Here is a 26960-nt window from a genome sequence, read left to right as displayed (position 1 = left end):
TGCGCCTGCACGCCGATCACGAGGGGCCGACCCTCATCTTCAATAAAGCATCGCAGCGGCCGATACTTCGGCTTTTGCGTTCTTGACACACGGCGGCAGACGGCAGGGTTCACAGACCGGTACAAGAAGAAAAACCGGCAGCCCGAGGGCTCCCCACCATCACCGCCCATAGGGACGTGCGACGGTGTACGCACAAACCGCGTTGTGCGATTTGCGCGCTTCTTGTATTCCAGGCTGTGAAACCTCATCCCTTGATCTGTTTCTCAGGGACGGGGCCGACTATAAACGCTATTGGATGCCATGACAATCCGGACATTGGCGTGGTTGGGTTGACAAGCCTAACGATTGCGGCATCGGACAGAATAAATGCTGTTAAAACCAACTATCCCGGCAATCCTCGACAGCCGTCTCGCTGCCAAAAAAATCCAGCATGCTGGCGAAGACCGTCTTGCGGTCATTGTCGATGCAAATCAGGTGGTAACTGTTTTCCAATACGACCGCACGCGCGTCCGGTATCGCGCCGCACAGGAAAGCGGCCGACTTCAAGCTGGTCAGTTCGTCGTCCCGGGCATGGACGATCAAGGTCGGACAGCCGATTCGGCAAGCGCGCTCGCGCACCCAATCCCTCAACCGGTCGACTTGCTGCAGGCAGGTGAGCGGCACCCAGCGGTAATGGAAAGCGTCGCCGCGCTCGAATTTGGCCTTGACCAGCCCCCCGCACGAACGCATTCTTGACGCCGAACGGCTCGGATTCCTCGACTTTGACACGCGCCGCAAGCGCCGGTATGCGATACAGCAGGTGCCGCACATCCCGATACCAGGGGGTCGACCAGCCATCGAGGTAGACCGGCGCGGCCAGGATCACGAGCCGGCCCTTGTAGTGCTGCTCGCGTTCGCACAAAGCCAGCGCAAGCAGTCCGCCCATGCACATGCCGATCACATGAAACGTGTCGTAGCGATTGATCAGTTCCCGATATTTTTGCGTCAGCGCGTCAAGCCAATGCTCGGCTTGCACCTCGACCAGATCTGCGGGATGGCCGCCGTGGCCGGGCAAGGTCAAGGTGTGCGCGTCGATATCCGCGCGCCGCAACGCCCTATGCATTGCCCCAAGATCGAATTGGGTGCCGCCCAATCCGTGAATCAGCAAAGCACCGGTTCGCCTGCTCATGATGCCGCCTGGACCGGGTGCGGCGCGCCGTTAGCGTCGGCTTGCCAGGCGCCGGCAATCACCGCCACCTTGCCGTCCGCATCGACGATCGGGCGGCTGGTATCTATCAGGGTATGCGCTGCTGCGGCGTCTAACGGGACCCGGAATTGCCGTGTCGCATAGTCCCGTCCGTATCTTTCGATGGACCAATAGCGCCGCATGAACAAGCGCTCCGCGGGCCGGACCAGCGCCAACACTTTCTCGATGTGGTCGAGATCGCCGGGCGCGCAACCGAGCGTGCCCACCACGTCCCCGTCCCACGCCATGACACCCGTTTGCGGGTCCAGGCAATAGACGAGAGGACCGCGCGTCACAGACCAATTCGACGTGCGAGACGCAGTGCCGGCACCGGAATACGCGATGCCCCACGATAGTGCTGCCGCAATGCGATTTACCTGAAATTTCGTCAACCGCTCAATGTCAGTCTGGCGCATGTTCATAACCCGGCGCTCCTTGTCTTTTCAAAAGAATAATAAACACGAAATATGCAAATTCCTGCGAGAAACACGGACATTCTCGCGGGCAACATATGATTTGTATTTAGGAATATTCTTAAAAAAGAATGGCTGATTGAGCTATTTTTGAGGGTATATCCGAGAGTGCTGCAACGCTGCAAAACCTAACAATGTCGACGTGTGCGGCCGATGCTAGCGAGACGCCTCTGTAAGGTGTCTCGCGTATCGAGCGAGCGAACGGTTGTACCTTGGAAGATAACGGGAAAGCGCTTCAAGGCTTATCGCTACTGCTTCGCGTTCGCGCCCAAGATCGACCAGGGCCAGCGCCAGGAATGCACGTACCGCGCCATCCAGATCGTCGTTCGCAGTTTCAAGTTCGACCGTCAGTAGCTCCGCCGCACGCAGAGGGTTGCCTAAATTGCGCAGCGAACTCGCCATTTGAATGACCGCCCGGCGACGACGCAAACCGGTTAAGCCGATGTCGAGAGCGGCCTGATATAAAGGGACAGCAAGATCGGGATGACCTGTAGAGTCTTGCGCGGCGCCGCGTTCAAACAGTGCAATGGCGCTTCCTGGCGCCAGCTCGGACGCCAACAGGTCGAGTCGCGCGACAAATGCCTCAGGCGCGTAGTCGTCAAATGCGCTCCATAGTTCGGCAACCCGCGCTTCCCATAGTGCTTCAGTATTGCTCATCAAAATTTCCTCAGTAATATCGAATACGCGCCAGACCTGCGTGAGCGGGTTTGGCCGGTTTGCGCCACCCTAAAACGAACGTTCAACCAACAATGAAGCGAGCCATCCTTACCAGATCCCCGGAATCAATCTCGCCGATTGTTTCTTGTAGAGCGCATATTCACTCCCAAACAATTCGGCAAGCTTTTTGTCTTCAACCAAAATCATAGAATTCATCGCGGACGATGGAATGTTCGTTCTACTTAGTGACGCCGATGGCAAAGAATTTTCCAAGGGTTTTTCTAGGGCCTGTTGGCATAACGCCAGACCAATTGCATTGACCGCCCACCCCATGCGGATACCAGCGTACGCCCCCATGGTCATGTCGGCCAAGGTCATGCCGGACGATCGGGTTGGAAGGCCCAACGACTGTTGCAGCAATTAGCAAAAGGGCCAGGATTTATTCAGCGATAAATCCGCCGAACAAACCCTGACCCTTTTAATCTTGCGTAAAACAATATCGCTGGATATTGCTTACTCAATTGCGCCGGCCTGGTGATGACTAATCCATTCCCAGCCGCCGCACTTTTCGCAATTACGCCTTCTTGGCAGCCTTGTGATGGTGCTTCACTTGATGCTTCACTTTGGCCACGTGCTTCGCGCCTTTGTGCGCTTTGTGTGCAACAGGCGCATGCTCGTAGGACTCTGCAGCAGGACGGTCGTTACGGGCTTCTGGATGGCCGGCCAGAGCGTCGTTGCCTTGCGCTTGTGCCAGTGGCGAGAAAGCGAGGATGATTGCAGCAATGCCAAGTAATTTTTTCATGTTCGTTCCTTCGAGTGATCAGGTTTCAAAAGCCGCATTCGCTGCGGGATGAGATAAGAACGCTGCCGGAGATATTCGGTTGACAGGAAGGAAGATCTTCCATAACGAACTCTGACGCCGTTTAACTACAGAAGCCTGATCGCTTAAACAGCAACCGCCTGTCCCACTTCGTCGTCGTCCGCCTCTTCCCCCAGAAAGCCGCCACTCTGATGCGCCCACAGCCGCGCATACAAGCCGCCCCGTGCCAGCAGCGTATGGTGATCGCCCTCCTCCACGATGCGCCCTTTGTCGAGCACGATCAGGCGGTCCATCGCGGCGATGGTGGACAGGCGGTGGGCGATGGCGACCACGGTTTTGCCTTCCATCAGGCGGTACAGGCTGGCTTGGATCGCCGCTTCCACTTCGGAATCGAGCGCGCTGGTGGCTTCGTCTAGCAACAGGATAGGCGCGTCTTTCAGCATCACGCGCGCAATCGCGATCCGCTGCCGTTGTCCGCCCGACAATTTGACGCCGCGTTCGCCGACGTGGGCGTCGTAGCCGGTGCGGCCCTTGGGATCGGTCAGGGTCTGGATGAAGTCGTCCGCCTCGGCGCGCTTGGCGGCCGCCAGCATGTCGGCGTCGGTGGCGTCGGGCCGGCCGTACAGCAGGTTGTCGCGCACCGAGCGATGCAGCAACGAGGTGTCTTGCGTGACCATGCCGACTTGCGCCCGCAGCGTGTCTTGCGTGACTTCGGAGACGTCCTGGCCGTCGATCAGGATGCGGCCTTGCTCGACGTCGTAGAAGCGCAGCAGCAGGTTGACGATGGTCGATTTGCCGGCGCCGGAACGGCCGACCAGGCCGATCTTTTCGCCGGGACGGACGTGCAGCGACAGTTGTTCGATCACCGGGCGCATGCCGCCGTAAGCAAAACTGACTTGTTCGAAATGCAGTTCGCCGCGGGTGACCTTGAGCGGCTTGGCGTTGGGCTGGTCTTCCACCGCGTGCGGGCGCGATAGCGTGTTGATGCCATCCTGCACCGTGCCGACCTGCTCGAACAGCGATGCCATCTCCCACATGACCCAGTGCGAAATGCCGTTCAGGCGCAGCGCCATGGCGGTGGCGGCGGCGACTGCGCCGACTCCGACCTGGCCTTGGGTCCACAGCCACAGCGCGACGCCGGCGGTGCTCAGGATCAGCAGCATGCTGATGGCGTGGTTGGCGATTTCGAAACCGGTCACCAGACGCATCTGGCCGTGCACCGTCAGCAGGAATTCCTGCATCGCTGCACGCGCGTAACCGGCTTCACGCCCGGCGTGGGAAAACAGTTTGACGGTAGCGATGTTGGTGTAGGCATCGGTGATGCGGCCGGTCATCAGCGAGCGCGCATCGGCTTGCTTTTTGGCGACCCGGCTCAGGCGCGGCACAAAGTAGCGCAAGGCAAGCACGTACAGCGCGACCCAGCCCAAAAACGGCGCCAGCATCCAGCCGTTGAAGCTGCCCACCACAGCCACCATGGTGATGAAGTAAATCAGCACGAACACCAGGATGTCGCACAGGATCATGCAAACGTCGCGTACCGCCAGCGCGGTTTGCATGACTTTGGCGGCGACCCGGCCGGCGAACTCGTCCTGGTAAAAGTGCATGCTTTGACTGAGCATCAGGCGGTGGAATTGCCAACGCAGCAGCATCGGGAAATTGCCGGCCAGCGCCTGCTGCTTGAACATGCTTTGCAGGGCAATCAGCACCGGGCTGGCCACCAGCACGCCGGCCAGCGCCAGCAGATGGTTACGTTCCTGGCTCCACAGCATGGCCGGCTGCACATGGCTCAGCCAATCGACGATGCGGCCCATCATCGCGAACAGCAGCGCTTCGAACGCACCGCAGGCGGCGGTCAGCAGCGTCATCGCGGCGATATAGCGCCGCAAGCCTTTGGTGCAGGCCCAGATAAAAGGAAGGAAGCCGCGCGGCGGCGGAGTTACGACGGCGTCGGGGTACGGGTGCAGCAACTTTTCAAACCAGCCAAACATGCCAATGCTCCAGGAAGTATTTATCGCAAGGTCCAACTCAAGGCAGGCAGTATATTGCCATGCTTTAATGTTTTCTCGACGCTTCTTTTAGCGACACCTGTCAGCCCTTCTAAAAAACCCGCTGGCCCACTGCCGGCGGGGTCCATTGATACAGCCAAGTCTCGCTCAACGGTCGGCCGTCGGCCGACGATCATGTTGATTTTAGTCGTGCTGAGGCTCTTAAAACCTAATTACCGAGAGCGCAGTTTGTATGAGCTTATAAATTCAAATTAAGCATTGTCTTATACATTTACCAACTTAAGACTCTTACAATGCAAGCCCTCAACTTGTCTTGCAGGAGATCTTGATGCCTAGCGCCGGCCACGGTTTCTTTATTCACATTTACCAAGGAGACCAATCTTGCTGATCAGCCCGCCCTTCCTGCCGCAAGGCAGCTTCACCGAAGAAGGCTTTTTGAACGCCGCGATGCCGCCGCCGATCTCTGCCGTCAGCGGCACCGGCGGCGCGCCTGAAGGCAGCTTCCCGGTCAGTGGCGGCTTCGAATGGCATAACGGCCTGCACCTGGACTCACCGATCTTGCCGCATGGTTATGGCTGCTTGCCGGTCTGCGCGATTGCCGACGGCGTCGTCATCTACGCCAAACCGCCGCCGCAAGAATGCACGGACCTGAACCACGGCCAAACCTACGGCGCGTTCAGCAATGAGAAAGGCGCCGTCACCTGGACCGACATTGGCATGCTGGTGCTGGCCCACACCACCGAGATCGGCGCCAGCGGCCATGTTCCGACCACGGTCACCTTCTATTCGGCCTATATGCACCTGTCGCAACTGGCGCCCGGCATCGTGCCCGGCAAAAAAGTGGCGCGCAAGGAGGTCATCGGCCAAGGGGGGCAAATCTACGGCCATCGACGCCAGATCCATTTTGAAATCTGCTGCGACGACGCCAATCTGCAAAAACTGATAGGCCGCAAAATCGTCAACGACTACAGCACCCCGTGCTTTCCTGGTCCCTGGAGAGCGGTGGACCAGGTGCCGCCGGAGGATGGCCGCAGCGACAGCGTGTTCGGCCAGATCCATATCTATCTGCCGCCCGAAACCCCGGTCAGATCCAACCCGCCGAGCAGTCACCGGCGTAGCGGCGACGGCAAACGCCTGGAGCAAGAGTTGTGGCTCAGCATCGCCTACCAGCAAGGCCGCAGCATCCTGACCACCCGCGACAAATACGGTCAGGTGATCGCCAGCCGCGAAGAAAAAGAACCGGAGCAGTTCGAGTACAAGCTATATAAAACCGCCAGCGAGCGCCACGCCAGCTTAACGGACGCAAGCGATTCCAGTCCCAGCGGCTGGTACGAACTGCTGCGCTTCGGCCGCAATCTGGGCCGCGATCCGCTGCCGGCCGATGCCCCACACTGGCGCAAGATCGCAACTGCCGACGGCGAACTCTGGGCCGACCTGAATGGGCCCGGCACTCGCAAATTCAGCGACGCCGATTGTCTGCCGGTGATGGGCTGGAATTGCTACGACGACGATCCAAGCCCGGACGACCAGCGCTGCAATTCACTGAAAATGAAAGTGCTGGTGCGCGACCCGGCCGACCCGGAAAGCCTGCTCGACCGGGTCAAACTGGCGGCGCGGCTGGGCAAACCAGAAGTGCGAGCCAAACTGCGGCGCACGATTTGCAAAACGCCGTGCGAATGGGATCGGGCGACGATCGCGAAACGTTACGGCTGGGTGCGGGAACAGATGGATAAGCCGGAAGACTGGGGCCGTTTCGAGCGGCATTTGCTGGCGACGACATTTGACGATTTGCCGCAGGAATATCTGGATGCGCAATGGCATTTTCATCCGCATGAGTTCATTGCGCATTTCAGGCAGTGCGGGTGGTTGAGTCTTTCGGAAATGATTGGCTTGCTACCAGCCGGATTCAAGTCTTACAGGCATATGGCAGAAATTCTAGTATTGGGTCAACGCGCCAAGCTACAGATTTTGCCGTCGCATATAGGCGTTGGCCTCAACAATATGTTGCGTAAATATGGCTTGAACACGCCGCTCCGTACCGCGCACTTTTTTGGTCAAGCGGTGCTGGAGACCGATTATTTGCAGACGGTGGTGGAGTATGCGGATGGATGGGCGTATGACAAGAGGGATGATCCCGACAAAGCTGTGGAGTTAGGGAATGAAGATATTGGCGACGGACCCAAATATAAGGGCCGCGGCCTGATTCAGACGACGGGCAAAACCAACTATGCCAAATACGGAAAACATCGCGGCATTGACATGACCATCGGCGACAACAACCTACTGTTTGAGCATGACGCGTATACAGCCTGTGATTCGGCAGGCTTGTACTGGGTATCGTTACGTACCCGCGACAGAAATCCTGTGCCCAATGTCAAGCCAAAATGGATATTGGATGGCCGTCTCAATATCAGTCAGCGTGCCGATAAATCGCAATTTCAGGGACTGACGGATGCCGCCGGCATCAAGGCCAGCGTCAGCAGAGTGACACGGCAAATCAACAGCGCAGAGAAGCATTTGCCGGAGCGCTGCAAATTTTTTACTCATGCGTATAGCGCCTTGTCGGATTTGACCGAGGGCATGACCCGCAATATGAAAAAGGAAGAGAAATGATGTGTATCGAAACTACCTCGTTATTTTTCTTGCGCACCATACGGAACGCTTGTGCGCTGTTCTTCCTACTAACAACATTCGTCCATGCCGAAATCATAACGTTCACTTGCAAGGGCGCAGAAGTAAAAATTGATGTTCCAAAGTATTTTGAATTGGCGAGGGCAAGCGAAGATTCCTGCACATTCTGGCGGAACAGAGAAGAAAATCCTGATTATTCCGGGTATTACTTTGAGGGAATCGTATCTCTAAGTGCAGTCGGCGATAAAAAACCACGCCGATTTGTAAGTACCTCATATGAACGAGATGACACCTGGAATAAGCTGCTCAGTAAAAAAACCATCCTGGTTCAAGATGGCAAAGAAAAATTCTTGCGTATAGACCAGGGAAATTTCCGATCAAAATTCATCAGGATGATTTCCCCGATGGAGATGGAGGAAAACATAGAGCGCATCACAAGGATAGAGGGAAAAGTATTCAGCAAAGGCGTCTGGGTTGAGGTCGGCTTGGCGCTGCCCTATAAAACACTCACCAAGCAACAAGCGATCGACATGATCAAGTCAGTAGAGGTGGTACGTGGTTTTGATGCAGAGACCAAATAGCGTGTAGACGTCGCAATCAATTTGGCTGGCCACATTGGCAGCCAATCACCCTGGAGCAAGTGCAAGTGCTGATAGACGGGCAAAAACTGGGGATCGACAACCTGATCATGAATAATCCGCCGTATAGCCTGGAGCAACTGTTCCTGGATGAATGCGCACCATCAAATCAGAAAAAAAGAAAGTCCGATTTTCAATGTCAAACCTGCTGCAGATCAAAAAACCCGCTGAGCCGCTGCCGGCGGGGTCCATTGATACAGCCAGGTCTCGCTCAACGGTCTACCGTCGGCGGCGGCCAGGTAGAGCCGCAAGTCGATCGGCGCGACGCTGTCGTCGGTCGGCTTGATGTCGAACATTGCGCGGTAGCCGTGTATCGCATCGAGCGGACGGGCCGAGGTGATTTCGACCTTGCCGCGCGAGGCGCTGATGACGGCTTGCACCTTGGCCTCCTTGCCCAGCTGGGCTAGGTTGGCGCCGGCAAAATCGACCGCGAAACGCCACGAATAGTAGGTCCGGTTGTGGCCGACCACGCCGCCCAGGCCGGTACGGGTCGCCACCACTTGCGCCAGCGGCGGCGTGGATGGCATCTTGCTGCCCCAATGCAGGCGATAGCCGAACAGATATTCCTGCCCTGCTTGCGGCTTGTCGGCCGGGTTCCAGAAGGCGACGATATTGTCGAAGGTTTCGTCGACGGTCGGGATTTCGACCAGTTGCACCGAACCTTTGCCCCAGCCGGATTTCGGTTCCACCCACAGGCTGGGGCGGCGGTCGTAGAACACGCCGTCGTCCTGGTAATGGTCGAAGTTGCGGTCGCGTTGCAGCAGGCCGAAGCCGCGCGGGCTCTCATCCTGATAGGCGTTGAAACGCACTTGTTCGGGGTTGGTCAACGGCCGCCAGATCCACTCGCCGTTACCGCGCTGCATGGCTAAGCCGTCGGAGTCGTGGATCTCGGGCCGCCAGTCGTTGGACGCTTTCGGGCGGCGGTCGTTTTCCGCGTATTGGAACATGCTGGTCAGCGGCGCCACGCCCATCCGTTCGATGGTCTTGCGCGGATACAGCGCGACATCGACCTCCATCACCAGCGTCGCCGAGGGCTGGATTTCAAAGCGATAAGCCCCGGCCACGCTGGGCGAATCGAGCAAGGCGTACACCACCAGCTTGCCGGCATTTTTGGCCGGCCGTTCCAGCCAGAAGTCGGTGAACACCGGAAACTCTTCCGGCCGCTGCATGCCGCTGTCGATCGCCAGGCCACGTGCCGATAAACCGTATTGGCCCTCGACGCCGACGGCGCGGAAATAGCTGGCGCCCAGAAATGCAGTGATGTCGCGTTCCAGGTCGGTATGCGCATTGACCCGGAATCCGGCGAAGCCGAGGTCCTTAGGCATTTGTGCCGCATGCAAGCCGCTTTTGCCGTAGTTGAACATGGCCGGGTCGTAGGCCAGTTGCTGCGCCTGGCCGTTCTTCAGTTCATGAATCCGGACCGGGGTCTTGAAGTACAAGCCGAGGTGAAAGAATTTGACCTGGAATGGCAATTGATCGTTGGCCCACAGCGCATGATCGGCGCGGTAGCCGATCGCCTGATACTGCTCCCAATCGAGTGCCTTGACTTGCTCCGGAACATGGCTTTCCGGCGCTCGGTAAGGCTGGCCGGCCAGGTGTCTGGCGTGGCCTTTGAGCCAGGCGTAATCGAAGGCTTTCGGCTGGCCCAGGAAACTCAGTTTATCCGGGGCCGCCGCTGCCGCCAGCAGCGAACTTGCCGGGAAGCCAGCGGCTGCCAGGGCCGCCGACGCTTTCAAAAAATCGCGTCGTTGCATCGTACCTAATCCTTGTTTCTAAGAGACAGTCAAGCCATCAGCAATTCTTGCCAGCGCTGATGCGCCTGGTTCGAACTCCACACTTCGAAATGCAATTGCGACAGCATCAGCGGGTCGTCCAGCAAGGCGTTTTTTTGTTTCTGCGACAAGCTGTCCGGGCCGTCTTGCAATGCGCTCTGCACCAGCGTTGCGCGCGCCGCCCGGGTGTTGGCCGGCACGCCTGGGCGGGCGGTCAGCGCCGCGCACAGCAAGGCGTTGACGAGCGGGTCGAGCACCGCCTGGTTGAAGCCGGCCAGCGCTTTGCCGTTGTCGTTGTAGACGGTAGTGGCGGCCAGTTCCGACGGCAGGTCGACCTCCTCCGGGATCACGAACAACCGGGCGCGGCGGAAACCGCGGCCGAGCGACACCCGGCTGGAAAACACCGAGATCGGGATCGACAGCATCAGCGAGCCGACAATCGGCAGCAGCCACCACAGGAAACCCGGCTCCAGCCAATACACGCCGCTGCCCCAGACCAGACCCAGCACGGTATGCCAGCCATGTCGGCGGCAGGCTTCGCCCCAACTGGTTTCGGCGTCTTCGCGCGGCGGCGATTTCCAGCTGATGGCCCAGCCGAGAAATGCGGCGACCACGAAGCGGGTATGGAACAGCATGCGCACCGGCGCCAGCAGCATCGAGAACAGCAATTCGATCAGCATGCTGACAGTCAGCCGCAATCCGCCGCCGAACTCACGTGCGCCTTTGGCGCAGATCAACACCACGCTGAGGATCTTGGGCAGGAACAGCAAGGTCGCGGTGGCGGTGAACAAGGCCAGCGCCCGTTCCGGATGCCATTCCGGCCAGACCGGGAACAACTGCCCCGGGGTCACGAAGTATTCCGGTGCGATCAGCGTGTGCATCGCCAGCAGGATAGTGGACAGTACCAGCGACAGGAACCACAGCGGAGCCGACAAATAAGCCATCACGCCGGTCACGAACACCGCCCGATGGACGGTATGCATGCCGCTCGCCAGGAACAGCCGGAAGTTCATCAGGTTGCCTTGGCACCAGCGACGGTCACGCTTGAGCTCATCCAGCAAATTGGGAGGCATTTCTTCGTAACTGCCGGCCAGGTCATAGGCGATCCAGACGCCCCAGCCGGCGCGCCGCATCAGCGCCGCTTCGACAAAATCGTGCGACAAAATCTCGCCGGCCAGCGAGCCTTCGCCCGGCAGCGGCGCCAATGCGCAATGCTGCATGAACGGTTGCAGGCGGATGATGGCGTTATGTCCCCAATAGTGCGATTCGCCCAGTTGCCAGTAGTGCAAGCCAGCGGTGAACAAGGGGCCGTAGACGCGGGTCGAGAATTGCTGGATCCGGGCATACAGGGTGTCGCGGCCGGCGGCGCGCGGCGCGGTCTGGATGATGCCGGCGGTCGGATTGGATTCCATCAGCCGCACCAGCGTCGCCAGGCAGGTGCCGCTCATCACGCTGTCGGCATCCAGCACGATCATGTAGCGATAGTTGGCGCCCCAGCGCCGGCAAAAATCGTCGATGTTGCCGCTCTTGCGCTTGACCCGGCGCCGGCGGTGCCGATAGAAGATGCGGCCGAAGCCGCCGACCGTGCGGCACAGGCTGCTCCAGGCATCCAGTTCGGCGGTGCAGATATCGCTGTCGCCGCTGTCGCTGAGGACGAAGAAATCAAAGTGGTCGAGTTCGCCGCTGTTGGCCACCGACTCGTAGGTGGCGCGCAGTCCGGCGAAGACGCGGGTCACGTCCTCGTTACAGATCGGCATCACGATGGCGGTCCTGGCATCGGCAGCAATCGGGCCGGGGGCCGCGTCTTCGCGTGAAATCACATAGCGGTCGGTGCCCCGCATCAAGACCAGGAAGCCTGCCATCGCGGTCCAGAAGCCGGCCGAAACCCAGCAAAACAGCAGCGCAAACAGCCCCAGCGTGACCATTTCCAGCGGCTTGGCGCCGTGGTAAGGCAGCACCGCGCTCATGAAATAGCTTGCCAGCGCGGTCTGCGCCAGCATCAGGATCAGCAGCACGATGCGCCGCATATTGCCGCGCAGCGTGCTTTTATGGTGATCCTGGCTGTCGCTCGCGGCTGGCGTTTGCGGTTCCGGCAACGCTTGCGCGCCGGCGCTCGAACGCAGCTGTTTTTTATGGCGGCGCGGTGTGGTGAGCGGGCGCAGGTCGAATTTTTTATTCGCCCTGTCGACCCAGCGCACCAGCGGGTTCAGCGTACCCCACGGGTGGGCGACAATCGGGGTCCGCTTCAGCGGCGGCGCAATCTGGACCCGGGTCCGGCCGCAGGCGTCGGTGCTGATGGCCGGACCGGATTGGTCGGCCTCAGTGTTTGGCAAGCCGAACCCCAGTTGCAGTCGCGCCGCCACCGAGCCGTAGGCCGGGCTAACGTCGGGCAAGGCGGCGCCGGCCGCCGTTGCAGCGTTCTCGGCCAGCGCTTGATGCAGGGCGGCCAGTGGCGCATCGGCCGCCGCATCGCAACGCGCGGACAAGGCCGTGCGCTGCTCCGGCGTCAATGGCAGACGGTCGAGATAACGATTGCAATTGGTCGGCGTGGCCGACTCGTGCGCCTGGTCGCGCACTAGTTGGGCGGTAATATGTAACTCCACGTTTCAGATAAGGTTGTACTGCCGCCACGCAGGAAACCGCGTAATTCGACAGCTTTGTTGTCTTCATTGCGGCGCACCCGCAGCATCATGCGCCAGCCGCCGGTAGCTTCGTTCTTGACCACTTTGGTGTCCAGCAGTTTGCCGTTGTCGTCGACGCTAACCACCGCTTCCGGCGGGGTCTTGGCAGACAGTTTTTGAAATACCGGCCCTTCGAAATCGACCACTAGGCCGACGCTATTGTCATCGGTCTTCTTTTGATAGCCCTGGCCGCGCCGGGTTTGCGCCACCCATGACAGCGGCGGCCGCTTTTCGGCATTTTTTTGCCACAGCAAGCTGTATTCCAGATCGAAAGGCTGGCCGACCTTGGGCGGATTATCCGGCACCCAGAAGGCGGCGATATTGTCGTTGGTTTCGTCCGGCGTCGGCAGTTGCACCAGTTCGACCCGACCTGCGCCCCAGTTGCCTTTCGGCTGGACCCAGGCGCTCGGACGCTTTTCGTAATGGGAATCCAGATCCTGGTAATTGGCAAAATCGCGATCGCGCTGCATCAGGCCAAACCCGGCCGGATTGCTCAGCGCATACGACGTCACCAGCATGCGCTTCGGATTGACCAGCGGCCGCCAGATCCACTCGCCGGTGCCCGAGGCCACCGACAGGCCGTCGGAGTCATGCACCTCGGGCCGGTAGTCCTCGCCCTGGGTACGTTGGTTTTCGCCGTGCAGGTACATGCTGGTCAGCGGCGCCAGGCCCAGTTTGGTGACGTTTTCGCGCAGGTACAAGCGGGCTTTGACGTCGATCGCGGTATCCGCCCCGGGTTTCAGCACGAAGCGATAAGCGCCGGTCACGCGGCGCGAATTGAGCAGCGCGTAAATCGTCAACTCCTTGGCGTTCGCTTGCGGCCGTTCGACCCAGAATTCGACAAATTGCGGAAACTCCTCGCCGGAGCCCAGGGCCATATCAATCGCCAGTCCGCGTGCCGACAAGCCGTAGTTTTGGTCCTTGCCCAGTCCCCTAAAAAAACTGGCGCCGAGGAACGACAATACCTCGTCCTTATATTTGGCGGTATTGACCGGGTAATGCACGCGGAACCCGGCAAAGCCCAGGTTACGCAGCTTGCGCGAGTCGACCCGGTTCGCGCCGAAATCGAAATCGCGCGGATCGAAACGGATTTCACGCACGCTCTTGCCGTTGATTTCGTTGATCTTTACCGGCTGGTCGAACGCATATCCTTCATGGAAGTAGGCCAGTTCGAACGGCAACTTCTGGTCGCGCCAGGTCGATTTTTCCGGCCGGAAATGGATGTCCTTGTATTGCATGTAGTCGAGACTGGTGATCTCTTTCGGCAACTTGCTGACCGGCTTGCTGTACGAAGCCGCCGCCAGCTCCTTGGCGCGGCTGGCGACGTTGTTGAAATCGAACGCGGATGCGCTGTCGGCCACCCACGGCAATAGCAGGGCGAGCGCAAGCGGCACGACCGCCACCCGCGCACGCGCTGACGCGACAATGCGTGGCTGCGTCCGCTGAAACAAATTTAAATGCATTGGATTCCCATCTGACACTGCTTTGAATGAGCCGCTCGGCTATACCGCTCCGGCGGCATCGCGAGTAGGCGGTAGTTTACCAGTGTTCCATTGATATTTATGTCTAGTAAGCAACGATTCTGTAACAATTTACATCCATATTTGTGACGCTTGGCTAGCCCACGAGTTTTCCATAAAGCAAATCCAGCGTTAGCGCTTAAGAGCGCATGGAGGCGGACAAAGTTCCATCCGTTACTTATAGTAAGATCTGCCCTTTCCTTGACCTTTCCTATTTACGCTTGACTATTTCAGGCCAATCTACCACCGCCCATGAGTTCTAGCCTGACCATCATCGTCGCCATGGATGCCCACCGCGGCATTGGCATACGCAACACCCTGCCCTGGCATTTGCCGGAGGATCTGGCGCATTTCAAGCGCACCACGTCGGGCCATCCGATCATCATGGGCCGCAAGACTTTCGACTCCATCGGCCGAGCGCTCCCTAACCGGCGCAATATCGTCATCACCCGCAATCCGGACTGGCGTCACGACGGCGTCGAAAGCGCGCCATCGCTGGCGGCGGCAGCGGCCATGGTCGGCGCTGCCGAAGCGTTCATCATCGGCGGCGCTGAAATCTATGCTGCCGCGCAGGCCATGGCGGAGCGCATGATCGTCACCGAAATCGCGCAAAGTTTCGATTGCGACGCCTTCTTCCCGCCGTTCGACCGGCAGCAATGGCAGGAAGTCTCGCGCGAAAACCATCACTCCGCCGCCAACGGCCTGGACTACGCTTTTGTGGTGTATCAACGGCGCTGACCTGAGCTCCAAATTGATAGCTAAACAACATCTGTTATTCGCAACAGATTTTTAGCTATCTTTTCCCCAATTTCCCGCATATCTGCGAGAATTCGGCTTTCGTTTTTTTGGCATCGCCTGTCGCATGCGGCGATGAACCAAGCACTGGCCCGGCAATTTATTTTGTGCTGCAAGGCAACATCCAGATCCGATCGCCATTACTATTAGCGTTTTTGTTCGCCGCGATTATTCGTGGTTTGTTATCAACCACCGTCTCTTGGAGACCTTGATGAAATTCCGCTTCCCGATCGTCATCATTGACGAAGATTTCCGCTCCGAAAACACGTCCGGCCTCGGCATCCGCGCATTAGCCGATGCAATGGAACAAGAAGGCATGGAAGTGCTGGGCGTGACCAGCTACGGCGACCTGTCCCAGTTCGCCCAGCAGCAGTCGCGGGCATCGGCCTTTATCCTGTCGATCGACGACGAAGAATTCGGCACCGGGTCGTTCGAGGAAACCGACAACGCGCTCAAATCATTGCGCGCCTTTGTCGAAGAAATCCGCCACAAGAATGCCGACATCCCGATCTATCTGTATGGCGAGACCCGCACCTCGCGCCATATTCCCAACGACATCCTGCGCGAACTGCACGGCTTCATCCACATGTTTGAAGACACCCCGGAGTTCGTCGCCCGCCACATCATCCGCGAAGCGAAGTCGTATCTGGACGGCTTGTCGCCGCCGTTCTTCCGCGCTCTGGTGCATTACGCCCAGGACGGTTCCTACTCGTGGCACTGCCCCGGACACTCGGGCGGCGTGGCCTTCCTGAAATCGCCTATCGGCCAGATGTTCCACCAGTTCTTCGGCGAAAACATGCTGCGCGCCGACGTCTGCAACGCGGTCGAAGAACTCGGCCAGTTGCTCGACCACACCGGCCCGGTGGCCGACTCGGAACGCAATGCGGCGCGCATCTTCAATGCCGACCACTGCTATTTCGTCACCAACGGCACCAGCACCAGCAACAAGATGGTGTGGCACTCGACCGTGGCGCCGGGCGATATCGTGGTGGTCGACCGCAACTGCCACAAGTCGATCCTGCATTCGATCATCATGACCGGCGCGATCCCGGTGTTCCTGATGCCGACCCGCAATCACCTCGGCATCATCGGCCCGATTCCGCTGGAAGAGTTCACGCTCGAAAGCATCCGCAAAAAGATCGAAGCCAATCCTTTTGCACGCGAAGCCAAAAACAAAAAGCCGCGCATTTTGACCATCACCCAATCGACTTACGATGGCGTGATCTATAACGTCGAAACGCTGAAAGACATGCTGGACGGCGAAATCGAAACCCTGCATTTCGACGAAGCATGGCTGCCGCACGCCACCTTCCATGACTTCTACAAAGACATGCACGCGATCGGCAAGGACCGTCCGCGCGCCAAGAAGTCGATGATCTTCTCGACCCAGTCGACGCATAAATTGCTGGCCGGCCTGTCGCAGGCATCGCAAATCCTGGTGCGTGAATCGGAAACCGTGCAGCTCGACCAGGATGCTTTCAACGAGGCCTACCTGATGCATACCTCGACCTCGCCGCAGTACTCGATCATTGCCTCCTGCGACGTCGCGGCGGCCATGATGGAAGCGCCGGGCGGCACCGCACTGGTTGAAGAAAGCATCCTGGAAGCGCTGGATTTCCGTCGCGCGATGAAGAAGATCGACGAAGAATGGGGCAAGGACTGGTGGTTCCAGGTCTGGGGTCCGAACAGCTTCGCCGAAGACGGCATCGGCAGCCGCGAAGACTGGATCATCCGGGCCGAGGACGACTGGCACGGCTTCGGCAACCTGGCGCCCAATTTCAACATGCTGGACCCGATCAAGGCCACCATCGTCACCCCCGGCCTGTCGCTCGAAGGCAAGTTCGGCGAAAACGGCATCCCGGCCTCGATCGTCACCAAATACCTGGCCGAGCACGGCGTTATCGTCGAAAAGTGCGGCCTGTATTCGTTCTTCATCATGTTCACCATCGGCATCACCAAGGGCCGCTGGAACACGCTGCTGACCGCGCTGCAGCAGTTCAAGGACGACTACGACAAGAACCAGCCGATCTGGCGCATCCTGCCCGAGTTCGCGGCCGCCAACCAGGGCAAGAACGCGCGCTATGAGCGTCTCGGCCTGCGCGACCTGTGCCAGCAGATCCACGAAACCTATCGCGCACACGACGTGGCGCGCCTGACTACGGAGATGTATTTGTCCGACATGCAGCCGGCGATGAAACCATCGGATGCATTCGCCAAGATGGCGCATCGCGAAATCGAACGGGTGCCGCTCGACCAACTCGAAGGCCGCGTCACCTCTATCCTGCTGACGCCTTACCCTCCGGGCATCCCGCTGTTGATTCCAGGTGAGCGCTTCAACAAGACCATCGTCGACTACCTGAAATTCGCTCGCGATTTCAACGAGAAATTCCCAGGCTTCGAAACCGACGTGCATGGCTTGGTCAAACGGGAAGTGAACGGCAAGCGCGATTATTTCGTGGATTGCGTGAGACAGTAACGGGCACCTCTAAAAACCTACTGCGCGGCCCAATCTCGGGGCTGTGATGCTCGCCGTACAGGAGTACGGCTGCAGGTGTTGCAACATCGTCGCCCCGACCTTGAGCCGCTCGCGGTTTTTAGAGGCGCCCAGAAGTAATTTACAAGTACCAAAAAGCAAAAAGCCCTGTGCGACGTGTTGAGCGTCGCACAGGGCTTTTTTTAAAGAATCCAGTAATCAGGTCTTCGGCAAAGTCACGCCGTGCTGGCCCTGATACTTGCCGCCGCGATCCTTGTAGGAGGTCTCGCAAACCTCGTCGCTTTCAAAGAACAGCACTTGGGCGCAGCCCTCGCCGGCGTAAATCTTGGCCGGCAACGGCGTGGTGTTGGAAAACTCCAGCGTCACATAACCTTCCCATTCCGGCTCGAACGGCGTGACGTTGACGATGATGCCGCAACGGGCGTAAGTCGACTTGCCGAGGCAAATGGTCAGCACGCTGCGCGGGATGCGGAAATATTCCATCGTGCGCGCCAGCGCGAATGAATTGGGCGGGATGATGCAGACATCGCCTTTGAAATCGACAAACGATTTTTCGTCGAAGTTCTTGGGATCGACGATGGTCGAATTGATATTCGTGAAAATCTTGAATTCGTCGGCGCAGCGAATATCGTAGCCATACGACGAAGTTCCGTAGGAAACGATCTTGTGGCCGTTGGCCTCGCGCACCTGGCCCGGCTCGTACGGCTCGATCATGCCGGTTTCCTGCGCCATGCGGCGGATCCATTTGTCAGATTTGATTGCCATTGCTTTCTCTTTGCACTCTGTTCGTTTCACATAGCCAAATTAGCTAAATTTTGCGACATTTTACGCTAATCGATGCTCAATTCGGGCTTAAAACACCTATCGCCGTAGCGAACATCAACAATTAATTGCGCGCATCCTTGGGCCGGTCGCCGTTCGGCCAATCCCCGGCTTGCCCGGCATAGGCCGGCCGCGGCTGATGCGTAAAGAATTCGGCGATGTCCAGCGCCTGCTGGTCGCTCAGCGATCCGCCCTGCCCCAACGGCATATTGTGTTTGACGAATGCAGCCGCGGTATACGTGCGCGCCATGCCGGCCCCGACATTAAACGTGTCCGCGCCCCACAACGGTGGGAACACATAGCCGCCGGCCGGGTTCTTGAGGCCGCCGCCATCGGCCGCGTGGCAACTGGCGCATTTCTCCGCGTACACCTGAGCGCCGTGCTTGGCATCCGGCTTCAGCTTTTGATCGATGGCGCCGAAGCCGCGCCCCTTGACGCTGACATTGGTCGGCACCGTGCTCGACAACCACTGCATATACGACAGGATCGCGTTCATCTCCCTGGAATCGAAAGCCAGCGGCTTGCCGTTCATCGAACGCTGGAAACAGTCGTTGACGCGCTCTTGCAGGGTGATCACTTTGCCGCTGCGGGAGCGGTATTCCGGGAACACGCCCCAGATGCCGACCCACGGCGCGGCATTCTGCGTTTTGCCGCCGTTCAGATGACAGCTGGTGCAATTCAATCCATTGCCCACGTTTTGCGGCAACAGTTTATGGGTATCGGTCAGCAACCGCTGACCAGCCCTGATCGCTTCGCCCTTCGGCCCATTCGGCATGGCGGCATCCTCGGGCGGATTGAAATCGGCTGCGGCGATTTCGGCCTGCGCGACGACGGGCAATGCCAGCGCCGAGGCGACGACAATCGCGATTGCGAGGGAAATGGTAGTGCGCGGCTTGCCTGACATGTCTGTTCTCCTGATTGGTCGGGCTGAATTTTAGCAATCTTTGAGAAATGTTTCTCATTGTGCAAGCCGCATTCAGAATGAGCGCTCGATTGAAGGGCACCTCTAAACGCAATCGACATCATGCCCCGAGGAGGCGACACATGGGTTTGTCGTGTCCGCCTGCAACGGCCAACCATTTACTCACAAAAGGATGCACTTTCACATGCAAAAAAATAATTCGCGCAGCAAAACGCTTCTGCTGCTGTCCCCTCTGGTCGCCTGCTTATCGATGGCGTTCGCGCAGCAGGCCGCTGCCCATGGTTACTTACAAACCCCTCCCAGCCGGGTGTTGATGTGCAATAGCGGCGCCAACGACTGCGGCGGCGGCTGGGGCGCAATCAGGACCACCCCGCAAGGCGTCGAAGGCGAGGATGGCTTCTTCGAATCGGCACAATCCGCCGGCAAAGTGGCATCGGGCGGCGTTTACGCTTACGAGAACCTGGACGAGCAAACCGCCGACCGCTGGAAGAAAAACACGATCAAGACCGGTGCGAATAAATTTACCTGGCACCACACCGCGACCCACAAGACCAAGGACTATCGCTTCTTCCTGACCAAACAAGGCTGGAATCCCAACCTGCCGCTGACTCGCGACACCTTCGATTCAAAACCGTTCTGCGAAACCGACTACGGCCAGAAAATGCCGCCCTCGGATCTTTCTTTCAATTGCAACGTGCCGAATGACCGCAGCGGCTACCATGTCATGCTCGTGGCATGGGACGTAGGCGACACCAGCAAGACTTTCTACAATGTGGTCGACCTGAACATCGGCGCCGGCGATGGCGGCGGCGGCACAACCCCGCCGGCAGGCGTGCCGACCTGGAAAGACGTCGGCGATATCCATCCGGACGGCGACCTGAAGGCCGGCGACAAGGTCAAGACCCGCGTATTCAAGTCCAACGGCGAAGTAGCCAGCCTCAGCACATCAATTACGATCGCCTCCGATGCAAGCGGCGCACGCAACAGCTGGCCACTGCAGTTGGCGAAAGAAATCAACAAGCGCCAGACCACGATGATGGCCGGCGTGCTCGGCAGCAACGGCTCTATCGCACCGGTTGCGGGCAAGAACGATCTGTTTGCCAAGGACGGCAGCGGCATCACCAGCATCGAGATCCAGGTGGATGCCAAGCAGCCGCCAGTCGACAACAACGACTTCAGCGTCACGCCGAAGAACAATTATTCCATCGAAAACGGCAAGGCCAAGGTCGACTTCTTCGTCACCGTGGGCAAAAAATCGATGATCGACAGCAAGCTCTACAACAAGCAGAATGAAATGGTTGGTTTCTCTTCAGCCGTTATCGACCGCTCTGCCACGGTAAGCATTGACGCGTCGCCGGCAGTGGCGGGCGAGCATACCTTGGTTGTCACTTCAAGAGAAGAAGGCGGCAAGCTGGAGCAGAAGTCGTTTGAAGTCAAATTGAGCGGCGGTCAGAGCGGCGGCTCCGATAGTGCTCAGTGCCAGCCGGCGTACAACCCAAGTACGGCTTATAACGGCGGCGCCAAGGTCCAGCACAAGGGCAAGATCTACAGCGCCCGCTGGTGGACCCAGAACAGCGAACCGGGCAACGCTGCAAACACTGGCGCCGATGGTTCCGGCAAGGTGTGGAAGGACGAAGGTGCTGCCGCGTGTAAATAACGCAGTGCCAGCTTGAAAATCAAGGCCGCTTCTTCTGGCGAAGAAGCGGCCTTTTTTTATCATCGGAATTTACTGGATCCAGCCATATGGAATCGTAGGTCGGAAAAGCGTAGCGCCTTCCGACATCGCAGTGCGCCTTATCCGTTGGCAAGGCATGCGGCATTTCCTTGCTCTTCGTCAGCAGCGTCGGAAGGCGCTGCGCTTTTCCGACCTACGTCATTCACCTGGCATCAGCGCTGCATCGATTCCCACACTTTTTGCAGGCGCTTGACCGACACCGGCATCGGCGTCTTCAATTCCTGCGCGAACAGCGATACCCGCAACTCTTCCAGCAGCCAGCGAAATTCCTGCATTTTCGGATCGGCGCCGCGATTGCTTTGGCGGGGCGCCCGTTGCCACGATGTCGCCGCTTGCGCCCATTCACTCATCAGCCGTGCGTCGCGGACCGGGTCGGCGCGCAGCTTTTCCAGGCGGACGTTGACGGCTTTCAGGTAGCGCGGGAAATGCGTCAGGTTGGCGTAATCGTTATCGGCAATAAAGCGTTTGCCGACCAGATTTTGCAGCTGCGACTGCATATCGGCCACCGCCTGCGCATGACCCTTGGCCCCTTGCAGCTTCTTCGGCAAGCCATGATATTCGGTCAGGATCAGCGATGCCAAACGGGCGATTTCATTGCACAGCAAACCCAGGCGCGACTTGCCTTCATCCTTGCGCTGGTTGAATTCCGCCGCATTCTTTGGCAACGGCGCTTGCAGACAGGCGCGTTCCAGACCGGCGAAAATGATCTGGTCGCGCAACTCTTCCTGCGAGCCGAGCGCCATGAATTGCATCCCCATTTGCTGCAGCCCGGGGATATTCTTCTCCAAAAATTTCAACTGCTCTTTCAACTGCAACGCAAACAGGCGGCGCAATCCCAGCCGGTGTATCCGCGCCGCCTCATTCGGGTCGTCGAACACTTCGAGGTCGCAATGCGACTGCTTGTCGACCAGCGCCGGAAAGCCGATCAAGGTCTGCTTGCCCTGCTGGATTTCCAGCAGTTCCGGCAGCTCGCCAAAGGTCCAGCTGGTCAGGTTGCTGAATTGGGCTGGAGTACCGCTGCCGGCCTGCGCAGCCGGTTTGGTCGCACTTCCCTGCTTGGCCGGCGGCGCATTTTCGATAACAGCCTGCTCGCTGCCAGCCACTGCGGTCTTTTCCGCCAGCTTCTGGAAACTCTCGCGCGCCTGACCGCCAAGCTCGGCTTGCAGTGCCGCCAGATTGCGGCCCATGTCCAACTGCCTGCCATGTTCGTCGACCACCTTGAAATTCATCGAATGATGGGCCGGCAAGGTTTCCAGCTTGAAGTCGGTGCTGCGTACGGCGACCGTGGTTTCGCTGCGGATGTCGGCGATCAGCGCATCCAGCAGATTGCCGTGGCCGAAGGCATGCCGAGCCTGGATTCGCTCGCAAAAGCCGGCGGCGTAATCCGGCAGCGGCACGCAGTTGCGGCGCAGTTTCTGCGGCAATGACTTCAGCAGCAGATGCACTTTTTCCTTCAGCATGCCGGCCACCAGCCAGTCGCAACGATCCAGGTAGACCTGGTTCAGCGCATACAGCGGCACGGTCAAGGTCACGCCGTCGCGCGGCGTGCCGGGCTCGAAGTGGTAGGACAGCGCCATTTCGATGCCGGCCACCCGCATCACCTTGGGGAACAGCTCGGTGGTGACGCCGGCGGCCTCGTGCCGCATCAAGTCGTCGCGATTCAGGAACAGCAGTTTGGGACTGCTGGCGGTGGCCTCCTTGTGCCATTTTTCAAATGCGATGCCGTTGCAGATATCGGCCGGAATCAGCTGGTCGTAAAACGCCGCGATCAGCTCTTCATCCACCAGCACGTCGAGACGGCGCGACTTGTGCTCCAGGTTCTCGATTTCGCGTATCAGTTTCTGGTTATGCGCAAAGAACGGCGCACGGGTATCGAACTCGCCGCCGACCAGCGCATCGCGGATAAAAATCTCGCGCGCCTCCTGCGGATTGATCAAGCCGAAATTGATCCGGCGCTGGCTATACACCACCAGGCCGTACAGGGTGGCCCGCTCGGACGCCGAGACTTGCGCGGTGCGTTTTTCCCAGCGCGGTTCGCCATACGATTTTTTCAGCAAATGGGCGCCGACCCGCTCCAGCCATTCCGGCTGGATCTGTGCGATGCAGCGCGCATACAGGCGGCTGGTATCGACCAGCTCGGCCGCCATGGTCCATTTGCCGGCCTTCTTCAGCAGATGCGAGCCGGGCCAGATATGGAACTTGATGCCGCGCGCGCCCAGATAATGCGGCTCGTCCTCGGCCTTGAAACCGACGTTGCCGAGCAAGCCGGTCAGCAAGGCGCAATGCAATTGCTCGTAAGTCGCGGGAGCCTCGTTCAAACGCCAGCCCTGCTCGCGCACGATGGTCAGCAGCTGCGAGTGCACATCGCGCCATTCGCGCAGCCGCAATTGCGACAGGAAATTGGCGCGGCAGTTGTCCTGCAACTGACGATTGGTTTTCTTGTGTTCGATCGCTTCTTCAAACCATTTCCAGATTTTCAGATAGCTCTGGAATTCCGATTTTTCATCGGCAAATTTCTTGTGCGCCTGATCCGCCGCGCCCTGCGCTTCCAGCGGCCGGTCGCGCGGGTCCTGCACCGACAACGCGGCGGCGATGATCAGCACTTCGTTCAGGCAGACGTTTTCCAGCGCTGCCAGGATCATCCTGCCGACTCTCGGATCGAGCGGCAATTTGGCCAGTTGGCGGCCGGTCTTGGTCAGCTGATTGTTGTCGTCGACCGCGCCCAATTCCTGCAACAGCTGGTAGCCATCGGCGATGGCCCGGCCCGGCGGCGGCTCGATAAACGGGAAGGTTTCGACATCGGTCAGATGCAACGATTTCATCCGCAAAATGACCGAGGCCAGCGACGAGCGCAAAATTTCCGGCTCGGTAAATTTCGGCCGCTGCAGATAATCCTGTTCTTCATACAGCCGGATGCAAACGCCGGCGGCGACCCGGCCGCAACGGCCGGCGCGCTGGTTGGCGGCGGACTGCGCGATCGGCTCGATCTGCAGTTGTTCCACCTTGTTGCGATAGCTGTAGCGCTTGACCCGCGCCAGACCGGCATCCACCACGTAACGAATGCCGGGCACGGTCAGCGACGTCTCGGCGACGTTGGTCGCCAGTACGATGCGGCGCGCATTGGAAATCTTGAACACCCGCTCCTGCTCTTGCGCCGACAGGCGGGCGAACAACGGCAGGATCTCGACATGGGCCGGATGATGCTTGCGCAGCGCCTCGGCCGCATCGCGGATTTCGCGCTCGCCGGGCAGGAACACCAACACATCGCCGGAACCGATGCGCGCCAGTTCATCCACCGCATCGACCACCGCATCCATCAGGTCGCGTTGATCGCGGTCGCGCTGGGCTGCGCTGGGGGCCGCATTCGGCTTGGCCGCCGCAGCGGCCGGATTGATGCCGCTGCGATCGGCATTGTCGACCGGCCGATAGCGCACTTCGACCGGATACAGCCGCCCGGATACCTCGATCACCGGGGCCGGCCGCTCCGGCTGGCCGAAGTGACGGGCAAAGCGGTCGGCATCAATCGTCGCCGAAGTGATGATGACTTTCAGATCGGGGCGTTTGGGCAGCAACTGCTTCAGGTAGCCGAGCAAGAAGTCGATATTCAGGCTGCGCTCATGCGCCTCATCAATGATGATGGTGTCGTACTGGCGCAGCAAGGGATCGGTCTGGGTCTCGGCCAGCAAGATGCCGTCGGTCATCAATTTGACCCAGGCGCCTTTGCTCAGCGTGTCGTTGAAACGCACCTTGTAGCCGACCAGCTCACCCGGCGGCGAATTGAGTTCCTGCGCGATCCGCTTGGCGGTCGAGGACGCGGCAATCCGGCGCGGCTGGGTGTGACCGATCAGACCGGTTTGCCCGCGGCCCAGCTCAAGGCAGATTTTGGGCAACTGCGTGGTTTTGCCGGACCCGGTTTCACCGCACACGATGATGACCTGATGCGCACTGATGGCGGCAGAGATTTCATCGCGCTTGCCGGACACCGGCAATTCTTCGGGAAAGACGATAGGCGGCAAGGGATTGCGCTCAGGCGCCGGCCGCGGCGCATTGGAACGCGCGGATTCTGGACGAGGTGACCCGGAGCGCGGCTGCGACGAACGGGGGCCGCTGCGTTGGGGGCTTGGGCGATCGGATGACCGCGATGGTTTGGTGGATTCTGGTGCTGACATGAGGATGGGATTATACAGAGCGGCATCGCCACTCTGTATAGAGGCGATTCAAGAAAATTCTTGAATCTTTAATCGCTGGAGCCAGCCCGAGATACGTAGGTCGGAAAAGCGTAGCGCCTTCCGACGGCGTGAATCGCATCAGCCGGTCAAGCCCTTGGCCTTTTCGGCGATTCGCACAGAACGTCGGAAGACGCTGCGCTTTTCCGACCTACGGACTTATCGACGTTCTTTTACGTGCTTGGCATTGCGGCGCTCGATATCCGCAGCAGCCGTTTCCGCCAGATCGCCGCAAGCGTCGATCGCAAACAGCATCAACCGCTCGCGGGCGGTGACGCTCAGCAGCGGCGGGTGTGCCGGGTCGGCATAAATGCCGCTGGCCAGGTCAGTGGCGTGGATCAGCTCCAGACAGGTTTGGATGCCCAAGCAGTAGTTTTTGGTTTTGGATGAGCGTAGCGCGTCCGCATCGTGCCGTAGCGCCTCGACCAGCCAGGAGAACGGCTTGTGCAGGGCTTCGGGTTCAGGCGTGTCGCGTACAGGTGGGAAGATGAAAGTTTGATCCGGCTTTTTAGCGTAGGTCATACAAGCTCCTGGAGTTAAGCGTTTTCATAGTGGGTTGAAACGGTTTGCGACTCTTCTTTCATGCCAAGGGCGACTGCGACCTGATGCCCCTTGCCGAAATTTCCCTTCTGGACGCCGCGGATAATGCGCGACACCAGGGTGTAATTGAATCCATGCTCATGCGCCCATTGGCGCATCGTCGTTCCTTGCTGGCGCAACTTGCGCTTTACTTGCTCGCCTGTCATAGTTAGCCCCTCATTTGGACACCGAATGGTGCCTTATTGAAGTATTAATTATGTAACCATTTGGTTTACTTGTAAAGAGTTTTTTTGGAGACTTTTGGTGTCTATTGGGACGAGATTAAAAAGCGAACGTTCGCGCCTTGGAATGAACCAAACAGATTTCAGCGCGATCGGTGGCGTCACGAAAAAAACCCAGCTCCTCTATGAATCGGGTGAGCGTTTTCCCTCAGCGGACTATCTAGAAGCCCTGTTTAAATCTGGCGTTGATATTCAGTTCGTCATTACAGGTATACAGAGCGGGGGAAGTATCGTCGGCGCATCAACTGACGCGGTTCGCACGGCGGCACGTAGCGCATTTGAAATGGTGAATGCGAGCAAAATCAAAATCAATCCAGACCAATTTGCTCAGATGGTTATAACTCTTCTGCCTGAAATTTCAATGGCAGCAAGCGCTAGTGAAGACGAGCAATCTCCCCCCACAACGAGCCCTTCTCACGCCAAGAAATTGAAGTCCAATTGAAGTTGAATTGATGGCTATTCATCAAATTGCGTAGTTAATCGGGGACATAGTTTATGAGGCGCCGCGGCGTACCGAATTACTGTGTCCCCGATTAACTACAGAAGCTGTGGGGTTTGACGTTGCTGCTGCGGTTGCCGTTGATCCAATGAACAATTTATAAAAGAGCGTCGGTAGCTTGGATCGCAAAGCCCAATGTTTGCTGCGATGGCGGTGAAAATGTTGGGCTTTCCGGTTATGTAGGGAGGAAAAGCGCAGCGCCTTCCGCCGTTTTATATGCGTC

20 protein-coding genes and 1 pseudogene are annotated in these 26960 nt (G+C 58.7%); 6 read left to right on the top strand and 15 right to left on the bottom strand.

What is annotated here, in order from left to right; all coding sequences use genetic code 11:
* Positions 1–372: 372 nt before the first annotated feature.
* From ACFPM8_RS13340 to ACFPM8_RS13310, 7 genes and pseudogenes are all read right to left on the bottom strand, one after another.
* The gene (locus ACFPM8_RS13340; protein ID WP_378998047.1) at positions 373–729 is read right to left on the bottom strand and encodes an alpha/beta hydrolase; all 357 of its coding nucleotides are present in this window, start codon (positions 727–729) and stop codon (positions 373–375) included.
* A pseudogene (locus ACFPM8_RS13335) lies at positions 701–1102 on the bottom strand (alpha/beta hydrolase); the annotation flags it as partial. The pseudogene ACFPM8_RS13335 and the gene ACFPM8_RS13340, both read right to left, overlap by 29 nt.
* A 62-nt stretch (positions 1103–1164) precedes the next feature.
* A complete protein-coding gene (locus ACFPM8_RS13330; RefSeq protein WP_378998046.1) occupies positions 1165–1473 on the bottom strand; it encodes a hypothetical protein in 309 nt (102 codons plus the stop codon).
* Positions 1474–1854: 381 nt separating this feature from the next.
* On the bottom strand, positions 1855–2355 hold the full coding sequence (locus ACFPM8_RS13325; RefSeq protein WP_378998045.1) for a tetratricopeptide repeat protein: 501 nt from the start codon (positions 2353–2355) through the stop codon (positions 1855–1857).
* A 108-nt stretch (positions 2356–2463) separates the two neighbouring features.
* Positions 2464–2733, bottom strand: a complete 270-nt coding sequence (locus tag ACFPM8_RS13320; protein ID WP_378998044.1) for a hypothetical protein — start codon at positions 2731–2733, stop codon at positions 2464–2466.
* 196 nt (positions 2734–2929) lie between these two features.
* The gene (locus tag ACFPM8_RS13315; RefSeq protein WP_378998043.1) at positions 2930–3157 is read right to left on the bottom strand and encodes a hypothetical protein; all 228 of its coding nucleotides are present in this window, start codon (positions 3155–3157) and stop codon (positions 2930–2932) included.
* 143 nt (positions 3158–3300) lie between these two features.
* On the bottom strand, positions 3301–5163 hold the full coding sequence (locus ACFPM8_RS13310) for an ABC transporter ATP-binding protein (protein ID WP_378998042.1): 1863 nt from the start codon (positions 5161–5163) through the stop codon (positions 3301–3303).
* A gap of 399 nt (positions 5164–5562) precedes the next feature.
* Here ACFPM8_RS13310 and ACFPM8_RS13305 point away from each other — a divergent pair, with 399 nt between their 5' ends.
* Complete coding sequence (locus tag ACFPM8_RS13305; protein ID WP_378998041.1) at positions 5563–7794, top strand: glycoside hydrolase family 19 protein; 2232 nt, start codon at positions 5563–5565, stop codon at positions 7792–7794.
* The gene (locus tag ACFPM8_RS13300; RefSeq protein ID WP_378998040.1) at positions 7791–8393 is read left to right on the top strand and encodes a hypothetical protein; all 603 of its coding nucleotides are present in this window, start codon (positions 7791–7793) and stop codon (positions 8391–8393) included. Before ACFPM8_RS13305 ends, ACFPM8_RS13300 begins: the two co-directional genes overlap by 4 nt.
* 212 nt (positions 8394–8605) lie before the next feature.
* Here the strand turns inward: ACFPM8_RS13300 and ACFPM8_RS13295 are convergent, their stop codons facing one another.
* Genes ACFPM8_RS13295 through ACFPM8_RS13285 form a run of 3 tightly spaced genes read right to left on the bottom strand, consistent with a single transcriptional unit; the run spans position 8606 to position 14366 of the window.
* Positions 8606–10204 (bottom strand): OpgD/OpgG family glucan biosynthesis protein, encoded by a 1599-nt coding sequence (locus ACFPM8_RS13295; protein WP_378998039.1) that lies wholly within the window; start codon positions 10202–10204, stop codon positions 8606–8608.
* Between the two features lie 29 nt (positions 10205–10233).
* Complete coding sequence (gene mdoH, locus ACFPM8_RS13290) at positions 10234–12825, bottom strand: glucans biosynthesis glucosyltransferase MdoH (RefSeq protein WP_378998038.1); 2592 nt, start codon at positions 12823–12825, stop codon at positions 10234–10236.
* The gene (locus ACFPM8_RS13285) at positions 12798–14366 is read right to left on the bottom strand and encodes a glucan biosynthesis protein G (protein ID WP_378998037.1); all 1569 of its coding nucleotides are present in this window, start codon (positions 14364–14366) and stop codon (positions 12798–12800) included. The genes mdoH and ACFPM8_RS13285 overlap by 28 nt, the downstream gene beginning before the upstream one ends.
* Positions 14367–14675: 309 nt before the next feature.
* Between ACFPM8_RS13285 and ACFPM8_RS13280 the strand changes: the two genes are divergently transcribed.
* Both ACFPM8_RS13280 and ACFPM8_RS13275 read left to right on the top strand, forming a co-directional pair.
* Positions 14676–15161, top strand: a complete 486-nt coding sequence (locus ACFPM8_RS13280) for a dihydrofolate reductase (RefSeq protein ID WP_378998036.1) — start codon at positions 14676–14678, stop codon at positions 15159–15161.
* A 268-nt stretch (positions 15162–15429) separates the two neighbouring features.
* Complete coding sequence (locus ACFPM8_RS13275) at positions 15430–17694, top strand: Orn/Lys/Arg family decarboxylase (protein WP_378998035.1); 2265 nt, start codon at positions 15430–15432, stop codon at positions 17692–17694.
* Positions 17695–17910: 216 nt separating this feature from the next.
* On the opposite strand, the gene dcd is transcribed toward ACFPM8_RS13275, so the two are convergent.
* Complete coding sequence (gene dcd / locus ACFPM8_RS13270) at positions 17911–18477, bottom strand: dCTP deaminase (protein ID WP_378998034.1); 567 nt, start codon at positions 18475–18477, stop codon at positions 17911–17913.
* Between the two features lie 121 nt (positions 18478–18598).
* A complete protein-coding gene (locus ACFPM8_RS13265; protein ID WP_378998033.1) occupies positions 18599–19438 on the bottom strand; it encodes a c-type cytochrome in 840 nt (279 codons plus the stop codon).
* 202 nt (positions 19439–19640) lie between these two features.
* On the opposite strand from ACFPM8_RS13265, the gene ACFPM8_RS13260 reads away from it, so the two are divergent.
* Positions 19641–21113, top strand: a complete 1473-nt coding sequence (locus tag ACFPM8_RS13260; protein ID WP_378998032.1) for a lytic polysaccharide monooxygenase — start codon at positions 19641–19643, stop codon at positions 21111–21113.
* A gap of 230 nt (positions 21114–21343) precedes the next feature.
* Here ACFPM8_RS13260 and hrpA read toward each other — a convergent pair whose 3' ends face one another.
* The 3 genes from hrpA to ACFPM8_RS13245 all read right to left on the bottom strand — a co-directional run bounded on the left by hrpA (position 21344) and on the right by ACFPM8_RS13245 (position 26163).
* Positions 21344–25360 carry an ATP-dependent RNA helicase HrpA gene (gene hrpA / locus ACFPM8_RS13255; RefSeq protein WP_378998031.1) on the bottom strand — a complete coding sequence of 1339 codons (4017 nt, stop codon included), beginning with the start codon at positions 25358–25360 and terminating at the stop codon, positions 21344–21346.
* Positions 25361–25576: 216 nt separating this feature from the next.
* The gene (locus ACFPM8_RS13250) at positions 25577–25939 is read right to left on the bottom strand and encodes a hypothetical protein (protein ID WP_378998030.1); all 363 of its coding nucleotides are present in this window, start codon (positions 25937–25939) and stop codon (positions 25577–25579) included.
* Between the two features lie 14 nt (positions 25940–25953).
* Entirely contained in the window at positions 25954–26163 is a 210-nt protein-coding gene (locus ACFPM8_RS13245; RefSeq protein ID WP_378998029.1) for a DNA-binding protein, read from the bottom strand.
* 142 nt (positions 26164–26305) lie between these two features.
* On the opposite strand from ACFPM8_RS13245, the gene ACFPM8_RS13240 reads away from it, so the two are divergent.
* Positions 26306–26680 carry a hypothetical protein gene (locus tag ACFPM8_RS13240; RefSeq protein ID WP_378998028.1) on the top strand — a complete coding sequence of 125 codons (375 nt, stop codon included), beginning with the start codon at positions 26306–26308 and terminating at the stop codon, positions 26678–26680.
* Positions 26681–26960 lie beyond the last annotated feature (280 nt).

Origin of the sequence: Paraherbaspirillum soli (assembly GCF_042654985.1) — a bacterium.
Classification (GTDB): Bacteria; Pseudomonadota; Gammaproteobacteria; order Burkholderiales; family Burkholderiaceae_D; genus Paraherbaspirillum; species Paraherbaspirillum soli.
The sequence above is the reverse complement of the archived record's forward strand: the minus strand, read 5'-3'. Positions and strand labels throughout refer to the sequence as shown.

Bases quoted from the DNA above. Each gene is read 5' to 3' on its own strand.
- ACFPM8_RS13340 (WP_378998047.1), bottom strand. From the start codon at position 729: ATGCGTTCGTGCGGGGGGCTGGTCAAGGCCAAATTCGAGCGCGGCGAC.
- ACFPM8_RS13330 (WP_378998046.1), bottom strand. From the start codon at position 1,473: ATGGCGTGGGACGGGGACGTGGTGGGCACGCTCGGTTGCGCGCCCGGC.
- ACFPM8_RS13325 (WP_378998045.1), bottom strand. From the start codon at position 2,355: ATGAGCAATACTGAAGCACTATGGGAAGCGCGGGTTGCCGAACTATGG.
- ACFPM8_RS13320 (WP_378998044.1), bottom strand. From the start codon at position 2,733: ATGACCTTGGCCGACATGACCATGGGGGCGTACGCTGGTATCCGCATG.
- ACFPM8_RS13315 (WP_378998043.1), bottom strand. From the start codon at position 3,157: ATGAAAAAATTACTTGGCATTGCTGCAATCATCCTCGCTTTCTCGCCA.
- ACFPM8_RS13310 (WP_378998042.1), bottom strand. From the start codon at position 5,163: ATGTTTGGCTGGTTTGAAAAGTTGCTGCACCCGTACCCCGACGCCGTC.
- ACFPM8_RS13300 (WP_378998040.1), top strand. From the start codon at position 7,791: ATGATGTGTATCGAAACTACCTCGTTATTTTTCTTGCGCACCATACGG.
- ACFPM8_RS13295 (WP_378998039.1), bottom strand. From the start codon at position 10,204: ATGCAACGACGCGATTTTTTGAAAGCGTCGGCGGCCCTGGCAGCCGCT.
- ACFPM8_RS13285 (WP_378998037.1), bottom strand. From the start codon at position 14,366: ATGCATTTAAATTTGTTTCAGCGGACGCAGCCACGCATTGTCGCGTCA.
- ACFPM8_RS13280 (WP_378998036.1), top strand. From the start codon at position 14,676: ATGAGTTCTAGCCTGACCATCATCGTCGCCATGGATGCCCACCGCGGC.
- ACFPM8_RS13275 (WP_378998035.1), top strand. From the start codon at position 15,430: ATGAAATTCCGCTTCCCGATCGTCATCATTGACGAAGATTTCCGCTCC.
- dcd (WP_378998034.1), bottom strand. From the start codon at position 18,477: ATGGCAATCAAATCTGACAAATGGATCCGCCGCATGGCGCAGGAAACC.
- ACFPM8_RS13265 (WP_378998033.1), bottom strand. From the start codon at position 19,438: ATGTCAGGCAAGCCGCGCACTACCATTTCCCTCGCAATCGCGATTGTC.
- ACFPM8_RS13260 (WP_378998032.1), top strand. From the start codon at position 19,641: ATGCAAAAAAATAATTCGCGCAGCAAAACGCTTCTGCTGCTGTCCCCT.
- hrpA (WP_378998031.1), bottom strand. From the start codon at position 25,360: ATGTCAGCACCAGAATCCACCAAACCATCGCGGTCATCCGATCGCCCA.
- ACFPM8_RS13250 (WP_378998030.1), bottom strand. From the start codon at position 25,939: ATGACCTACGCTAAAAAGCCGGATCAAACTTTCATCTTCCCACCTGTA.
- ACFPM8_RS13245 (WP_378998029.1), bottom strand. From the start codon at position 26,163: ATGACAGGCGAGCAAGTAAAGCGCAAGTTGCGCCAGCAAGGAACGACG.
- ACFPM8_RS13240 (WP_378998028.1), top strand. From the start codon at position 26,306: ATGAACCAAACAGATTTCAGCGCGATCGGTGGCGTCACGAAAAAAACC.